Origin of the sequence: Aquicoccus sp., assembly GCF_041686535.1 — a bacterium.
Lineage (GTDB): Bacteria > Pseudomonadota > Alphaproteobacteria > Rhodobacterales > Rhodobacteraceae > Aquicoccus.
In genome coordinates this window covers 1-14,869 of sequence record NZ_JAWLDS010000077.1, presented here as the reverse complement: position 1 = coordinate 14,869, position 14,869 = coordinate 1, and the positions used below count along the sequence as shown (strand labels likewise).

The 14,869-nt window shown below is 63.9% G+C and carries 13 protein-coding genes; 7 read left to right on the top strand and 6 right to left on the bottom strand.

Annotation, left to right across the window (positions count from 1 at the left end):
* A partial coding sequence (locus tag ACESL9_RS13715; protein ID WP_372674989.1) for an amidohydrolase occupies positions 1-1,432 on the bottom strand: 1,432 nt, incomplete at its 3' end.
* Between the two features lie 24 nt (positions 1,433-1,456).
* Positions 1,457-3,085, bottom strand: coding sequence for an amidohydrolase (locus ACESL9_RS13710; protein ID WP_372615114.1), 1,629 nt, complete (start codon positions 3,083-3,085; stop codon positions 1,457-1,459).
* Between the two features lie 105 nt (positions 3,086-3,190).
* On the opposite strand from ACESL9_RS13710, the gene ACESL9_RS13705 reads away from it, so the two are divergent.
* From ACESL9_RS13705 to ACESL9_RS13680, 6 genes are all read left to right on the top strand, one after another.
* Positions 3,191-4,135, top strand: coding sequence for a LysR family transcriptional regulator (locus ACESL9_RS13705; RefSeq protein WP_372615113.1), 945 nt, complete (start codon positions 3,191-3,193; stop codon positions 4,133-4,135).
* Positions 4,136-4,251: 116 nt separating this feature from the next.
* A complete protein-coding gene (locus ACESL9_RS13700) occupies positions 4,252-5,808 on the top strand; it encodes an ABC transporter substrate-binding protein (protein WP_372615112.1) in 1,557 nt (518 codons plus the stop codon).
* A gap of 126 nt (positions 5,809-5,934) precedes the next feature.
* Positions 5,935-6,912 carry an ABC transporter permease gene (locus ACESL9_RS13695; protein ID WP_372615111.1) on the top strand — a complete coding sequence of 326 codons (978 nt, stop codon included), beginning with the start codon at positions 5,935-5,937 and terminating at the stop codon, positions 6,910-6,912.
* Complete coding sequence (locus ACESL9_RS13690) at positions 6,909-7,778, top strand: ABC transporter permease (RefSeq protein ID WP_372615110.1); 870 nt, start codon at positions 6,909-6,911, stop codon at positions 7,776-7,778. The genes ACESL9_RS13695 and ACESL9_RS13690 overlap by 4 nt, the downstream gene beginning before the upstream one ends.
* Positions 7,775-8,752: an ABC transporter ATP-binding protein gene (locus tag ACESL9_RS13685; RefSeq protein WP_411269469.1), complete on the top strand. Its 978-nt coding sequence runs from the start codon at positions 7,775-7,777 to the stop codon at positions 8,750-8,752. Before ACESL9_RS13690 ends, ACESL9_RS13685 begins: the two co-directional genes overlap by 4 nt.
* Complete coding sequence (locus tag ACESL9_RS13680) at positions 8,749-9,732, top strand: ABC transporter ATP-binding protein (protein WP_372615108.1); 984 nt, start codon at positions 8,749-8,751, stop codon at positions 9,730-9,732. The genes ACESL9_RS13685 and ACESL9_RS13680 overlap by 4 nt, the downstream gene beginning before the upstream one ends.
* Before the next feature lie 20 nt (positions 9,733-9,752).
* On the opposite strand, the gene metG is transcribed toward ACESL9_RS13680, so the two are convergent.
* The 3 genes from metG to dtd form a co-directional block, all read right to left on the bottom strand.
* On the bottom strand, positions 9,753-11,465 hold the full coding sequence (gene metG / locus ACESL9_RS13675; RefSeq protein WP_372615107.1) for a methionine--tRNA ligase: 1,713 nt from the start codon (positions 11,463-11,465) through the stop codon (positions 9,753-9,755).
* Between the two features lie 98 nt (positions 11,466-11,563).
* Positions 11,564-12,784: an MFS transporter gene (locus ACESL9_RS13670; protein WP_372615106.1), complete on the bottom strand. Its 1,221-nt coding sequence runs from the start codon at positions 12,782-12,784 to the stop codon at positions 11,564-11,566.
* Between the two features lie 245 nt (positions 12,785-13,029).
* A complete protein-coding gene (gene dtd, locus ACESL9_RS13665) occupies positions 13,030-13,476 on the bottom strand; it encodes a D-aminoacyl-tRNA deacylase (RefSeq protein WP_372674988.1) in 447 nt (148 codons plus the stop codon).
* A 111-nt stretch (positions 13,477-13,587) separates the two neighbouring features.
* Here dtd and ACESL9_RS13660 point away from each other — a divergent pair, with 111 nt between their 5' ends.
* Positions 13,588-14,004 (top strand): Hsp20/alpha crystallin family protein, encoded by a 417-nt coding sequence (locus ACESL9_RS13660; protein ID WP_372615104.1) that lies wholly within the window; start codon positions 13,588-13,590, stop codon positions 14,002-14,004.
* Between the two features lie 97 nt (positions 14,005-14,101).
* On the opposite strand, the gene ACESL9_RS13655 is transcribed toward ACESL9_RS13660, so the two are convergent.
* A partial coding sequence (locus ACESL9_RS13655) for a BCCT family transporter (RefSeq protein WP_372674987.1) occupies positions 14,102-14,869 on the bottom strand: 768 nt, incomplete at its 5' end.

The following is a 14,869-nucleotide window of genomic DNA, read 5'->3' as shown; positions in this document are numbered from 1 at the left end:
CCGTGATCCGCTGCGCCTCGCCCAGCACCCGGCCCGACATGGTCTGCCGGTTGACCGCGCACCAGGCGGTGAAAAGCGGCCCCATCGGCGTCACCGGCGCATCCGAATGGATCGCTACATACACGCCCGTGTCCAGCGCCATCCGCGCCGCGTTCATCCGCTCGGCGCGCGCGTCGCCCAGGGTAAGCGCGGCGTGCTGATCCCCGAAGTACCAGATATGATTGGAGAAAATATTGGTGCAGATACCCAGTTCGACACAGCGTTCGAACTGGTCCCGGCCCATCATCTGGCAATGCTGCAGCACGTGCCGCGCCCCCGGCCAGGGGTGCTTGCGTGCCGCCTCGGCCATGGCGTCGATTGCCACTTCGCTGGCCTCGTCGCCATTGGTGTGAAGATGCATCTGCACACCCGCGGCCTGCATAACCTCGACCATGCGGTGGATTTCGTCGGGCGACATGTTCCAGATCCCGTTGGGCTGTCCGCCGACATAGCCGGGCCACTTGACCCGCGCGGTCCAGCCCTGGATCGACCCATCGGTCATCACCTTGACCGCCCCGAGGCGCAGCTTGTCGGTGGATTTCGCCCTGAGCGCCAGCGCCCGATTCGCCGATTGGTCGGGGTCCGTCCCCGCCACGCCCAGCACCGGCACCAGCCGCACCGGGAAATCCGCCCCCGACGTCACCTCCAGAAGGCTGCCGAGATCATCCTCCTCCATCTGCGAGTAAAGGTCCGTCACCGTGGTCACACCGGCCCGCTTGCAGACCTCGCCATAGGAGTGGATTGCCTCGGGCTTCTGGCTCAACCCCCTGAAATCCATGCCCAATCTGCGCATGACCGGGAACATTGCGGCCATTTCCTGCAACTCGCCGGTGGGCGCGCCATCGGCACCCTTGACCACGCCCTCTGCATTGGTCGCCGCATCGTATCCGGCCATCTCCAGCGCCTTGGAGTTCACGCACATCAGGTGGAAATTCGAGAACATGATCGCCACCGGCCGCTCGGTCGTGATCTGGTCGAGATGGTAACGCGACAACCGCTCGCCCTCGAAAAAGATCGGGTCGAGTCCCCAGCCGATCAGGGGCTCGCCCGCAGCCAGGCCCTTTTCATACTCGCCCAGATCGCGCACGACGGCGGCCACGTCGGGCTTGCCCTTCCACCATTTGCCGTTCGGGTCCATGCGGTCGTGAAACCCCGCATAGGCGAAATTCCACATTGCCCCCGACATCATGTGGGCATGCCCTTCCACCATCCCGGGCATAAGCACCGCATCGGCAAACCTGTCATCATGGCTGGCCTCGCCCCACTGGTCGGCGCAGTCCGCGCTGCCCACCGCCAGGATGTGCCCGTCGCGCACCGCGACATGGGTCGCACTGGGCCGGTTCGGGTCCATGGTGATGACCTTTTTGGCCTTGAATACTGTTATACCCGACATCTTCGCCTCTCTTTTCATGAATCTTCACAGCAGGTTGAGTTGCCCGCCCGTGACCGTGCCCAGCACCGGCACGTCTTTCAATGTCCCGGGGGCAACAGCCCTCGGATCTTCGCCCAGCACCGCGAAATCGGCGCGTTTCCCGGTCTCGATGCTACCCACTTCCGCGTCCATCTTGAGCGTGTAGGCCGCCCCCATGGTGATCGCAAAAAGCGCCTCGTCCACCGTGATCCGCTGCGCCTCGCCCAGCACCCGGCCCGACATGGTCTGCCGGTTGACCGCGCACCAGGCGGTGAAAAGCGGCCCCATCGGCGTCACCGGCGAATCCGAATGGATCGCGAGATGCACGCCCGCATCGAGAGCTGAGCGGCACGCGTCCATCCGCGCCGCGCGATCCTCACCAATTGTCATGGTCGCGTGCTGGTCGCCGAAATACCAGATATGATTGGCAAAAAGATTGACGCAAACCCCCAGCTCCGCCGCACGCGCAAAGAGCGCCGGCCCCATCATCTGGGCATGTTGCAACACGTGGCGCGCGCCCGGCCAGGGGTGCTTGCGCGCCGCGGCTGCCAGCGCGTCCAGCACCAACTCACTGGCCTCGTCGCCATTCGTGTGGATATGCATCTGGATGCCCGCCTGCTGCATCATCTCGCAGGTGCTGAAAATTTCTTCGGGGGCCATGTTCCAGATACCATTGGGCTGCCCACCCACGTAACCGGGCCATTTCACCCGCGCGCTGAAACCCTGGATCGAGCCGTCGGTCATGAGCTTGACCGCCCCGATGCGCAGCTTTTCGTGGTTCTGCGCGGCCAGCGCATCAACCTGCGCCTTGACCTCTTCGGCCGAGCTGTGGATCGTCGAAACCGCGGGCACCACCCGCACGGGATAGCCCGGTTTCGCCGTCGCCGCGATAAGACTTTGCGCGGTCTCATCGGTCAGCATCGCGAAAAGATCGGTCGCCGTCGTCACACCCGCGCGCACACAGATCCGGCCGAAGGCATCGACATGATCGGGCAGATGCGACCGGGTGCGCGTGTCCATTCCCATTCGCCGCATCACCGGGAACATCGCCGCCATTTCCTGCAACTCGCCCGAGGGTTCACCATCGCCGCGGCGCATCACCCCTTCGATATTGCTCTCTCGGTCATAGCCGACCGCCGCAAGCGCCTTGGAATTCACGCACATCAAGTGCCCCGACGAGAACAGAACCACCACCGGGCGCTCATCGCTCACCCGGTCGAGATGGTCGCGATTGAGCCGTTCACCCGTCAGAAAGATCGGGTCGAACCCCCAGGCAATCAGCGGCGCATCGGCAGGCAGGGTTTCGATATGCGCGCGCAGATCTGCGATCACCGTCTCGATATCGGTCTTGCCCCGCCAGAGCCGCCCGTCAGGGTCGATGCGGTCGTGAAAGCCGGCATAGGCATAATCCCAGAACACGGTTTCGGCCATGTGGCTGTGGCCCTCGACAAATCCGGGCATCAGAACCGCATGGGCCAGGCTGTCATCATGCACCACCTTGCCCCATTGGTCGGCACAATCGGCGCGCCCCACGGCCAGGATCCGCCCTTCGCGCACCGCGACATGGGTCGCTTCCGGACGGTTCGGATCCATCGTCACGATCTTTTGCGCCCGGAAAACCGTTATCTCGCCCATGATGCCGTCCTTTCGTTGTGACGAAATGTTACGCCCCGGCTTGCCCTTCGGAAAAATGGTTTTACTGTCAGGTCAAACCCGATTTCATGTTGGAACAGTTGCACCATGCACTTCACGCTCAAACAATTGCGCTATTTCGATGCCGTCCTGCGCACCGGCTCGATCGCGCGCGCGGCAATCGAGATGAACATCTCGCAAAGCTCGATCACCGCAGCGATCGACTCGGTGGAGCAGCATGTCGGCGCCGAGCTTTTCCGCCGGATTCCAGCCAAGGGCCTCGTGCCCACCGAGACGGGGCAAAGGGTGGGCCGGCTGGTCACCGGTTTCCTGGAGCAGGCGCGGGTGTTCGAATCCGAATTGCTGTCGCTGTCGGGTGCGCCCTCGGGCACGCTCAGCCTCGCCTGCTATGCGCCCAGCGCGCCACATGTACTGCCGCCGGTCCTGCGGCATGTGGCGCGTGCCTATCCCTCGATCCGGATTGACCTCAAGGAAGGCGACATGCAGACGATCAGCGATCTGCTGCACACCGGATCGGTCGATCTGGCCCTGACCTATCGACGCAACACGCCCGAGAAAATGCCCTTCAAGTCGCTCTTTCACGCCCGGCCATGGGCACTGTTGCCGCAAAACTCACCGCTGGCACTGGACGATTCCGTGGCGCTGGAGGATCTCGCGGACCTGCCGATGATCCTGCTCGATCTGCCCACCACCGAGCGGTATTTCCGAGAGATCTTCTCGTCACGCGGGCTGCGCCCCAACGTCGTGCATCGCACCAAATCCTCGTCGGTGCTGCGCGGGCTGGTGGCGGCCGATTTCGGCTATTCCCTTCTCAATATCTGTGGCCCGAACGACCGCTCGGGACAGAACGGTTATGTGGTCCGCCCGCTGCGCGGCAACGTCCCATCGCCGGAATTCGGCGTGTCCTGCACATCCGGGTCGCTGAGGTCGGCCATGGTGCAGGCGGTGCTCAAGATCGTGACGGATCTCGCCGAGAATGGCGGGTTCGACCATCTGCTTCTGGGCGAGACCGAGAGAACCATCACCCTCTAAGCACATTTTTTGCTTTTTCTCGATCCAGAAAACACTGTTTTCTGTGCCATATGTCATCGCTAACAATGATAGGAAGAAAACAAAGAATTCATAATGAACCAACCGGGAGTCTACCAATGAAACATCTTACGCGACTATTGGGCGCGGCGGCCATCGCGGCTGGATCGCTCGGATCTGCACCTGCCTTTGCAGAAGGCGGCACACTCGTCATCGGCTCGACCCAGGTGCCGCGCCATCTCAACGGGGCGGTACAGTCGGGCATCGCGACGGCCGTCCCATCGACCCAGATCTTCGCCTCGCCGCTGCGCTATGACGAAAACTGGGAACCCCAGCCCTATCTCGCCGAAAGCTGGGACGTCAGCGACGACGGCCTGTCGGTCACGCTCAACCTCGTGCAGAACGCCACCTTCCATGACGGTGAGCCGATCACGTCCGAAGACGTGGCCTTCTCGATCATGACGACCAAGGAGAACCACCCCTTCCAGTCGATGTTTGCCCCGGTCGACACGATCGAGACCCCGGACGAGCACACCGTCGTCATCCGGCTCAGCCAACCGCACCCGGCGCTCTTGCTGGCGCTGTCCCCTGCGCTGGCCCCGGTGCTTCCAAAGCATATCTTCGATGACGGGCAAGACGTGAAATCGCACCCCGCCAACAGCGAACCGGTCGGATCTGGCCCCTTCATGCTCGAAGAGTTCACCGCCGGTGAGGCGATCATCCTCAAGAAGAATCCGGATTTCTTCATCGACGGTCGCCCCAAGCTGGACGAGATCATCATCAACATGGTCAAGGATCCCTCATCCCTGCTGATCTCGATGGAAAATGGCGATGTCGACATGTATCCCTTCATGGCGGGCAGCCAGGAAATCCTCCGACTGGAAAAGGCCGATCACATCGAGATCACCGATGAAGGTTATGCCGCCGTCGGCCCGATCAACTGGCTGGCTTTCAACACCAAGAGCGAAAAGCTCAGCGATGTGCGGGTACGCCAGGCCATCGCCTATGCAACCGACCGCGAATTCATCACCAATGCCCTGCATCGCGGTGTCTCGACGCAACAACGTGGCCCGATCATCGAAAGCTCGCCCTTCTTCGATGACACGATCGAAGCCTATGACGTCGACCTCGACAAGGCCAACGCACTCATGGCCGAGGCCGGCTTCGGCGACGGGATGGAACTCACCATCGACTTCATTCCCGGCACCAAGGAACAGCAGCAATCGGTCGCCGAGTATCTCAAGTCGCAGCTCAAGAAGATCGGCATCGACCTGACCGTGCGCTCGGCGCCGGATTTCCCGACATGGGCGGGCCGCGTCAGCGGGCATGAATTCGAACTCACCATGGACGTCGTGTTCAACTGGGGCGACCCGGTGGTCGGGGTGCACCGCACCTATCTGTGCTCGAACATCCGGGAGGGCGTGATCTGGTCCAACACCCAGAGCTATTGCAACGAAGAGGTAGACGAAATCCTGAACGCCGCGGCGATCGAACAGGACCCGGACAAGCGCAAGGAACTCTATTCGCGGTTCCAGCACATCATCGCGCAGGACGTGCCGATCTACTTCATCAACGCGACCCCCTATCACACCGCCTATGACAACCGGTTGATGAACCCGCCCAAGGGCATCTGGGGCACCATGCACCCGCTGGACCGTCTCGAATGGTCTGAGTAACCCGGGCCCCTCCCTGCCACGGGTCACCCCGTGGCAGGGCTCCGGCCGGTTCTTTCCTGGCAGATCACGACATGCTCGGACAGCCTGTCATGCTTCGCCGCATTCACGTCCCCGAAGGAACGCCGCATGAGCTCTTCCTACATTCTCCGCCGCGTCGGTTATGGGCTCATCCTGATGCTCGGCGTGGTCGTACTGAACTTCCTGCTGATACGTCTTGCCCCCGGCGATCCCGCGGTGGTCATTGCCGGCGAAATGGGCGGCGCCTCGGACGAGATGCTCGCAAGCATTCGCGAGGATTACGGCCTCAACAAGCCGGTGATCACGCAGCTTGGCATCTATGTCGGCAACGTGCTGCAAGGCGACCTTGGCAAGAGCTTCTTCTTCGATCAGCCCGTGTCGTCACTTATCGGGCAACGTATCGGCGCAACCATCCTTCTGGTGATCACGGCACAGATCCTTTCGATCCTCCTGGGTGTCTTTCTCGGCGTCATCGCCGCGCGCAAACCCAATGGCGTGATGTCGGGCTTCGTCTCGGTCTTTGCCACGATCGGCTATGCCGTTCCCGTGTTCTGGACCGGGATCATGCTGATCATCCTGTTCGCCTCGGTCCTTCCGATCTTTCCGGTCGAGGGGATGCAGTCGGTCCGCCTGCGCAGCGCCGGCGGCCTGACCTGGGCGCTTGATGTCGCACACCACCTCGTCTTGCCCGCATTCACCCTCGCCATCATCTATCTCGCGCAATACGCGCGGCTTTCGCGCGCCTCCATGCTGGAGGTGCTGGGCTCCGACTACATCCGCACCGCACGCGCCAAGGGGGCGGCCGAAAAGACCGTGCTCTTCAAACACGCGCTGCGCAACGCGGCGCTGCCGATCCTGACCGTCGCCGGCCTGCAATTCGGCAATCTCATCTCGGGCGCCCTGCTGGTCGAGACCGTGTTCAACTGGCCCGGCATGGGTCGGCTTGCGTTCGATTCGATCCTGCGCCGCGATTACCCCACCATCATGGGGGTTCTGTTCTTCGCCTCGGCCATGGTGGTCGTGGCCAATATCCTGACCGACATTTCCTATCGCTGGGCAGACCCCAGGCTCAGAGGCAAATCATGACCGACACGCCCGACTACAAGGCCGAATCCCCCGCCCGCGAAGCATGGCGTATGTTCCGGCGCAATGTGCCCGCGCTGGTCGGCATGGTGATCCTTGCCTTCATCGTGCTGGCGACGCTCTACGGCACGTTCTTCTATTCCGGCGATCCCTACGACGTGGTCTGGGCCCCGCACGAAGCCCCCGGTGTCACGCCCGAATATCCGCTCGGCACCGATTACCTCGGACGCGACATCATGGCCGGTATGCTGACCGGTGGCGGCCCGACCCTCGCCGTGGGCGCCGCCGCGGCCGCCATCACCATGGTGATTGGCATCGCCCTCGGCTCATTGGCCGGGTTCTATGGCGGCTGGATCGACAATCTTCTGATGCGCATCACCGAGTTCTTCCAGGTCCTGCCTGCGCTCTTGTTCGCAATGGTTCTGGTCACGCTCTTCGAACCATCGCTCTGGACCATCGCGATTGCCATCGGCGTGGTCTCGTGGCCGCAGACCGCGCGCCTCACCCGGGCCGAGTTTCTCAGGATCAAGGAGCTTGAATACGTCACCGCCGCCCGCGCCATCGGCGCGCGCAACATGCGCATCATGTGGAAGGTGATCCTGCCCAATGCCATGCCCCCGCTGATCGTGTCGGCCACCCTGACCATCGGCATCGCGATCCTCTTCGAGGCCGGGCTGAGCTTCCTGGGCCTGGGCGATCCAAACGTGATGAGCTGGGGCCTGATGATCGGCGCCAACCGCGACTACATCCTAGATGCGTGGTGGCCGGTAACCTTCCCCGGCCTTGCCATCTTCTTCACCGTCTTCGCGGTCAGCCTCATCGGTGACGGCCTCAACGACGCGTTCAACCCGAAACTGAGGGAGCGGTGATGACGGCCCTTCTCGACATCAGCGACCTCAGGGTCACGTTCAACACCCGCTATGGACAGGTCACCGCCCTCGACGGGGTGTCGCTCCATGTCAACGCGGGCGAAACACTGGGCGTGGTGGGCGAATCGGGCTGTGGCAAGTCGATCACCGCGCTGGCCACGATGGGACTCATCCCGTCGCCGCCGGGCCGGATCGCGGGTGGCTCGATCCGCCTTGACGGCGAGGAACTGGTCGGCGCCCGCCCCTCGCGACTCCGCGCGATGCGCGGCGCCGACATCGCCATGATCTTTCAGGAACCGATGACATCGCTCAACCCGGTCTTTACCGTGGGCGACCAGATCGCCGAGGCGATCATGCTGCACCAGAAGGTCAGCCACGACCAGGCGCTCAAGGATGCGGTGGCGCTGCTCGACCGGGTCGGCATCCCCTCGCCCAAGGCCCGCGTCCACGACTATCCACACCAGCTTTCGGGCGGGATGCGTCAGCGGGTGATGATTGCCATGGCGGTCTCTTGCCGACCCAAGGTGCTGATCGCCGATGAACCCACAACCGCGCTAGACGTGACGGTGCAGGCCCAGATCTTCGACCTGCTGAACGAGATCCAGCGCGATTTCGGCGCGGCGATCGTCCTGATCACCCATGACATGGGGGCCATCTCGGAAATGGCCGACCGGGTGGCGGTGATGTATGCCGGCCGCATCATCGAAGAGGCCCGCGCCGACGACGTGCTCGATTTCCCGCAGCACCCTTACGCGCGCGGGCTGATCGACTGCATCCCCGCTCTCGGGCGCGAGGATCACGCGCTCAAGGAGATCCCCGGCGTCGTGCCGCCGCTGCACCTTCTGGGCGCCGGCTGCGCCTTTGCCGAGCGCTGCGAACACGCCAATGAGCGCTGCCGCCGCGAAAAGCCGCTCCTGGTAAACCATGACCATCATCCCGCCGCCTGCCACGCCGTCGAGGAGGGCCGGATATGACCAAGCTTCTCGACGTTCGCGATCTCACCGTGCAGTTCGACATGCCGCGCAAGGGCCTGTTCGGCCCGCGCCCCGTGCTCGAAGCGGTGCGGCAAGTCTCGTTCACGCTCGAAAAGGGCCGCGCGCTCGGCATCGTCGGCGAAAGCGGCTCGGGCAAGACCACCACCGCCATGGCCGCGATCCGCCTGACCGAGGCAGCCGGTGGCCAGGTGCTGTTCGAGGGCCAGGATCTTCTGACATTGTCCGACGAAGAGATGCGCGCCCGCCGGCGCGACGTCCAGTTGATCTTCCAGGACCCCTATTCATCGCTCAACCCGCGGGCGCGCGTGATCGACATCGTGCGCGAACCGATGGACCTGATGGAGATGGGCACGATGGAAGAGCGTGTCGCCCGCGTGCGCGACCTGTTCAAGCTCGTCGGCCTGCGCCCGGATCAGCTCAACCTCTTTCCACACCAGTTCTCGGGCGGCCAGCGCCAGCGCATTTCCATCGCCCGCGCGCTCACCACCAACCCCAAGCTCCTGGTCTGCGACGAACCGGTCTCGGCGCTCGACGTGGCGATCCAGGCGCAAATCCTCAACCTTCTGGCCCGGCTCAAGGACGAGTTGGGGCTCAGCTATCTGCTGATCAGTCACGATCTCGGCGTGGTCCGCCATGTCTGTGACGATGTGGCGGTGATGTACCTGGGCAAGATCGTCGAACATGCCAGCCGCGGCGCGCTCTTCGACTCGGCACAACACCCTTATACACAGGCGCTCTTGTCCGCGGCGCCGTCACTCGCCCGGCGCAAGTCGAAGGGCTATGTCCGTCCGCTCAAGATCTCTGGCGATCCGCCCTCGCCGATCAACCCGCCGCCGGGCTGCGCCTTCGCCGACCGCTGTCCACGCGCGCAGGACATCTGCCGCGAGGTTCAGCCCGATCTCGAAGACAAGGGCCCGACCCGCGTTGCCTGTCACTTTCCCGGCCCGGTCGCCGCCTGAGGCGGGGGCCGCCGCACGCCTTACCCCCGCGTGCCGGAAAACCGCGCCTGCCAGTCTTCGCGCTGCTCGTCCGTGATCTTTGAAAACAGGTTCTCGGGCACGCTGAACCCGTGGCCCGGCCCCAGCACCTCGAGCGACGCGGCCACGTCATCGGGCCAATGCATGTCCTCACAGCGCAGGGCCTCGCGGATCGTCTCCGTGGTGTCGGGGACAAAGGGCTGCGACAAAACCCCGTAAAGCCGGATCAGGTTGAGCGCGAGGCGGATCTGCATCGCGGCCTGCGCCTCGTCCTCCTTGAACGTGGCCCAGGGCGCTGCCTCCTGCAGGTATTCGTTGCCCAGAACCCAGATCGCACGCAGCGCGGCGGCCGCGCGCCGGATTTCCATGCCCTCCATATGCGCTTCATAGGCCCGGATGCGGGCGGTCAGGTCCTCGATCAGCGCCGCCTCGCGCGCGCCCGGCATTCCGCCCGCTGGCACCTCCTCACCGAATTTCGAGCGGCAGAACTTGGTCACGCGGCTCACGAAATTGCCCAGGACGTCGGCCAGATCCTTGTTCACGCCGGATTGGAAACTCTCCCACGTGAACTCGGAATCCGAGGTCTCCGGCACATGCGACAACAGCCACCAGCGCCAGTAATCGGCGGGCAGCAGGTCAAGCGCCTGGTCCATGAAAACGCCACGCCCCTGCGAGGTGCTGAACTGCCCCCCGTCATAATTGAGGTAATTGAAACTCTTGATGTAATCGACGAGCTTCCACGGCTCGCCACTCCCGAGGATCGTGGCCGGAAAGCTGAGCGTGTGAAACGGCACGTTGTCCTTGCCCATGAACTGGGTATAGGTCACGTCATCCGCGCCCTTGTCGGTGCGCCACCAGCGTTCCCAGTTCTCGCCCTTGCCCGCATCGACCCATTCCATCGCGCAGGCGATATACTCGATCGGCGCGTCGAACCAGACATAGAAAACCTTGCCCTCCATCCCGGGCCAGTCCTCGTCGCCACGCTTGACCGGAATGCCCCAGTCGAGATCACGGGTGATGCCACGGTCCTGAAGCCCGTCGCCATCGTCGAGCCATTTGCGGGCGATCGACGTGGTCAGCACCGGCCAGTCGGTCTTGGTGTCGATCCACGCGCGCAGCCGGTCGCGCATCTTCGATTGCTTGAGGAAAAGATGCGTGGTCTCGCGCACTTCGAGATCGGTCGAGCCCGAAATCGCGCTGCGCGGGTTGATCAGGTCCGTGGGGTCAAGCTGCTTGGTGCAGTTCTCGCATTGATCGCCACGCGCCTTCTCGTATCCGCAGTTGGGGCACGTGCCCTCGATATAGCGGTCGGGCAGGAAGCGCTTGTCGGCCCTGGAATAGACCTGTTTCTCGGTCACTTCCTCGATCAGCCCGGCCTCGTAGAGGCGGCCCGCGAAATGCTGGGTGAGCTTCTCGTTCTGCGGACTCGACGAGCGCCCGAAATGATCGAAGCTCAGGCCGAAGCCACGCGCGATCCCCGCCTGGACCTCGTGCATCTCGGCACAATATTCCGCCACCGGCTTGCCCGCCTTCTGGGCGGCGATCTCGGCCGGGGTGCCGTGTTCGTCGGTCGCGCACAGGAACAGGACCTCATGCCCGCGCGCCCGCTGATAGCGGGCAAAGAGATCGGCAGGAAGCTGGCTTCCCACCAGGTTCCCAAGGTGCTTGATCCCGTTGATATAGGGAATGGCCGATGTGATGAGGTGGCGTGCCATGGTCGCTCCGGTATCTGCGCTCGGCTCCCGTCTAGACCATTGCGCAGGCGAGTTCCAGCCACCAGCAAGCCCGCGAAATCCGGTCCGGCCGCGCAGGCTCAGCGTTCGCGCGATTTGCCCAGGAGCCGCCCGATCAGGAACGAGGTGCGCGGCGACCAGACATAGGCGGTGCGCTCTTTGGGCGTTGTGCGGGCGCGCATCCGGGTCAGGCCGAAGATCACCAGCACGACATGCCCCGCCGCGATCATCGCGAAGAGCGCGGGCGGGCCGAACCATTCCATCAGGTATGAGGCGGAATAGGGCGCCGCGATCGCCCCGACCGCGAACCAGAACATGAGCGCCGCCGAAAGCTCGACCCTCTGATCGCTTTCGGCGAAATCATGGGCATGCGCGGCCGAGATCGAATAGATCGGAAAAGTCGTCACCCCGAATATCCCGGCATTGAGCATGATGCCCGTCGTCGACACCCCCGTCATCAACGCGGTCGCAAGGCAACTGCCCACCGCGGCCAGCGACATGCCGATCAACACCCAGCGCCGGTCGAACCGGTCGGCAAGCCAGCCCACCGGGTATTGCGCCAGCGCCCCGCCCAGCACGAAGGCGGCCAGGAACCACGCGATCTGCGAAGTGGCCAGCCCCACCTCCTGCCCGTAAACCGGCCCCACCATCCGAAACGCCGCCGAGGAAAGCGCCGCCACCACCACGCCCGCCACCGCCAGCGGTGACAGGCCGATCGCGAGCATCGGGTGCAGTCGGGGCGCATCGGGCGTGTCGGGCTGGGTCGTGCGGCTCAGCGTGAGCGGCAGGAGCGCCGCACAGCAGAGCAGCGCCAGCAGGTTGTAGGACACGTATGACGCCGGCTCCAGCACCGAGATCACCATCTGCGCCGCCAGCGACCCGGTCATGTCCACCACCCGGTAGACCCCCATCGTGCGCCCCCGCGTCTCGTTGGTGACCTTGGCCTGCAACCATGCCTCGACCACCGTATAGGCGCCCGCCACGCAAAACCCCGAGGCCACGCGAAACAGCGCCCAGGCATAGGCGTCGATCCACAGGTAATGCGCCAGAAGCCCGATCGCGCCGCTTGCGGTGAAGGCGGCAAAGGCGCGCGAATGGCCGACCGACCCCATGACGCGCGGCGCCCACCAGCAGCCGATGAAAAACCCGAGAAAATGGGCCGAGCCCAGCATCCCGATCTCGGCCCGCGAGAATCCCAGCACCAGCCCGGACAGCGCGTCGAGCGGCCCGACACCACCGGTCGAAAGCTGCAACAGCAACACCGAGAGAAAGAGGGCGGCAAAAGAGATCAAGAGGCGCATATACCGCACCATGACATCCCCCGCCCGGATGGCAAGCAAGGTCGCGACCCGATCGTGTCGCAATCGACCCGTGCGACACCAGCCAGCAAAAGCGGGCAAACGCAGCCCGTCCTTGCTCTTTCTTGGCAAAAATACTCGTTTGCCCGGGCCGACCGTCGGACAAGGGCCCGTCGCGATCCCAGGGCCCGGCCGAGCGAAGCGAGGCCCCGCCGCGACGCGGCAAAGCCGCGGCGCAACCCTTTCGCTCACGCCTCGCGCGTGTCGATCCAGATCGTCACCGGACCGTCATTGACGAGGCCGACCTGCATGTCCGAGGCGAATTGCCCGGTTTCACAGGGCACGTCCTGCGCGCGCAGCGCCTCGGTAAAGTGCAGGTAGAGCCGTTCCCCCTCCTCCGGCGGCGCGGCTTGCGAAAACCCGGGGCGATTGCCGCGGGCGGTATCGGCGGCCAGCGTGAATTGCGACACCACCAGCGCCGCAGCCGACACATCGCGCACCGACCGGTTCATCCGGCCCTCCGCATCACGGAATATGCGCAGCTTGGCGATCTTCGCGGCCAGACGGTCGGCCTCGGCCTCGGTGTCGTCCTGCATGGCACAGACGAGGATCAGCAGACCCGGACCGATCTGCCCGACGACCGCGCCCCCGACGCGAACCGACGCCTCAGACACCCGTTGCAAAACTGCGCGCATCTGCTCTCCTTTCCGTGTGAACCGGATGGCGACACTTGTCACAGGTCAATGCAGACCGTGTCCGACTCGCCCTAAATGGGACGTGTGTAAACTTGCAAAGGAGTGCCTACAATGGTCGAGAAATCCCACACGGCGGGCCTTTGGCCCTCTGTTTACGAACCGCTTCGCAATTTCGGATCCAAGGTGGCCGACTGGCTGGCACCGGCCTCGGATGCGAGCGCCAATGACAATGCCTACCACATCACCATGGAACTGCCGGGTGTCGAGGACAAGGACATCGACATCTCGGTCAATTCCGGGGTGGTGAGCGTGAAGGGCGAGAAAAGCGCCACGAAAGAAGAAAAGGGCGACACCTGGTTCTTTTCCGAACGTCAGTATGGCGCGTTTTCCCGTTCGTTCCGCCTGCCCGAGGACGCCGATGGCGAAAGGATCGAGGCCAATCTCAAGGATGGCGTGCTGAGCATCAGCGTGCCCAGGAAATCGCCGCAAGCGACCGAAGCGAAGAAGGTCTCGATCAAGCGCGGCTAGGACGTTTCGGGGAATACCCTATAAATGGATCATCGTCAGTGTCCCCAAAGCGCAAGGCGCGGCGGGCACTGGTGATGCGGGTTTCGCGCGGCACGCTTCAATCCGGCGCGATGGCGTCCTGGCTGGGGCGTCCGTCAGTTGCGGCGTCGATCCGCAAGGCGCGTATCAGGCCGGTGCAGGCAACAAGCAGAAATACCGTCAGCGGGAGCGCCGAGGTCAGCGACGCGGTGCGCATCGCGATCAGCCCGCCGGCAGACAGGAGGCTCATCGCCACCACGCCCTCGGTCACGCACCAGAACACGCGATAGGGCGCAGGCGGGCTTGGATGCCCCCCCGAGGTCACCATCACATCCACGAGCGAGCCAGAATCCGACGAGGTGATGAAGAACACCACGATCGCAAGCGTGGCCAGCGCCGAGGTCACCATGGCAAGCGGCATTTCCGCCAGCATCGCGTAAAGCGAAAGCGCCTCGTCCTCCATCGACATCTCGGCGATGCGGCCTGTGCCCTCGGATTCCAGCAACAAGGCCGTGCCGCCGAACGCCGCGAACCAGAAGAACCCCAGCAAGGTCGGCGCAAGCAGCATGCCCGCGATCATCTCGCGGATGGTGCGCCCGCGCGATATGCGCGCCGCGAATATGCCCACGAAGGGCGACCATGAAATCCACCACACCCAGTAGAACAGCGTCCAGTCGGCCTGCCAATCGGGATCGCTTGCCGCGCCGACGCGAAAACTGGCCCCGATGAGCCCCTGCAGATAGGCGCCGATGCCAGAGGTGAAGGTCTCAAGGATGAGGATCGTCGGCCCCGCCAGAACCACGAACACCAGCAGCACGGCGGCCACGCCCATGTTGAACTCGCTCAA

What these genes read in the sequence shown, in the direction of transcription:
- ACESL9_RS13705 (WP_372615113.1), top strand. Translation starts at nt 3,191, where the DNA reads ATGCACTTCACGCTCAAACAATTGCGCTATTTCGATGCCGTCCTGCGC.
- ACESL9_RS13680 (WP_372615108.1), top strand. Translation starts at nt 8,749, where the DNA reads ATGACCAAGCTTCTCGACGTTCGCGATCTCACCGTGCAGTTCGACATG.
- ACESL9_RS13710 (WP_372615114.1), bottom strand. Translation starts at nt 3,085, where the DNA reads ATGGGCGAGATAACGGTTTTCCGGGCGCAAAAGATCGTGACGATGGAT.
- ACESL9_RS13660 (WP_372615104.1), top strand. Translation starts at nt 13,588, where the DNA reads ATGGTCGAGAAATCCCACACGGCGGGCCTTTGGCCCTCTGTTTACGAA.
- metG (WP_372615107.1), bottom strand. Translation starts at nt 11,465, where the DNA reads ATGGCACGCCACCTCATCACATCGGCCATTCCCTATATCAACGGGATC.
- ACESL9_RS13700 (WP_372615112.1), top strand. Translation starts at nt 4,252, where the DNA reads ATGAAACATCTTACGCGACTATTGGGCGCGGCGGCCATCGCGGCTGGA.
- ACESL9_RS13690 (WP_372615110.1), top strand. Translation starts at nt 6,909, where the DNA reads ATGACCGACACGCCCGACTACAAGGCCGAATCCCCCGCCCGCGAAGCA.
- ACESL9_RS13695 (WP_372615111.1), top strand. Translation starts at nt 5,935, where the DNA reads ATGAGCTCTTCCTACATTCTCCGCCGCGTCGGTTATGGGCTCATCCTG.
- ACESL9_RS13670 (WP_372615106.1), bottom strand. Translation starts at nt 12,784, where the DNA reads ATGCGCCTCTTGATCTCTTTTGCCGCCCTCTTTCTCTCGGTGTTGCTG.
- dtd (WP_372674988.1), bottom strand. Translation starts at nt 13,476, where the DNA reads ATGCGCGCAGTTTTGCAACGGGTGTCTGAGGCGTCGGTTCGCGTCGGG.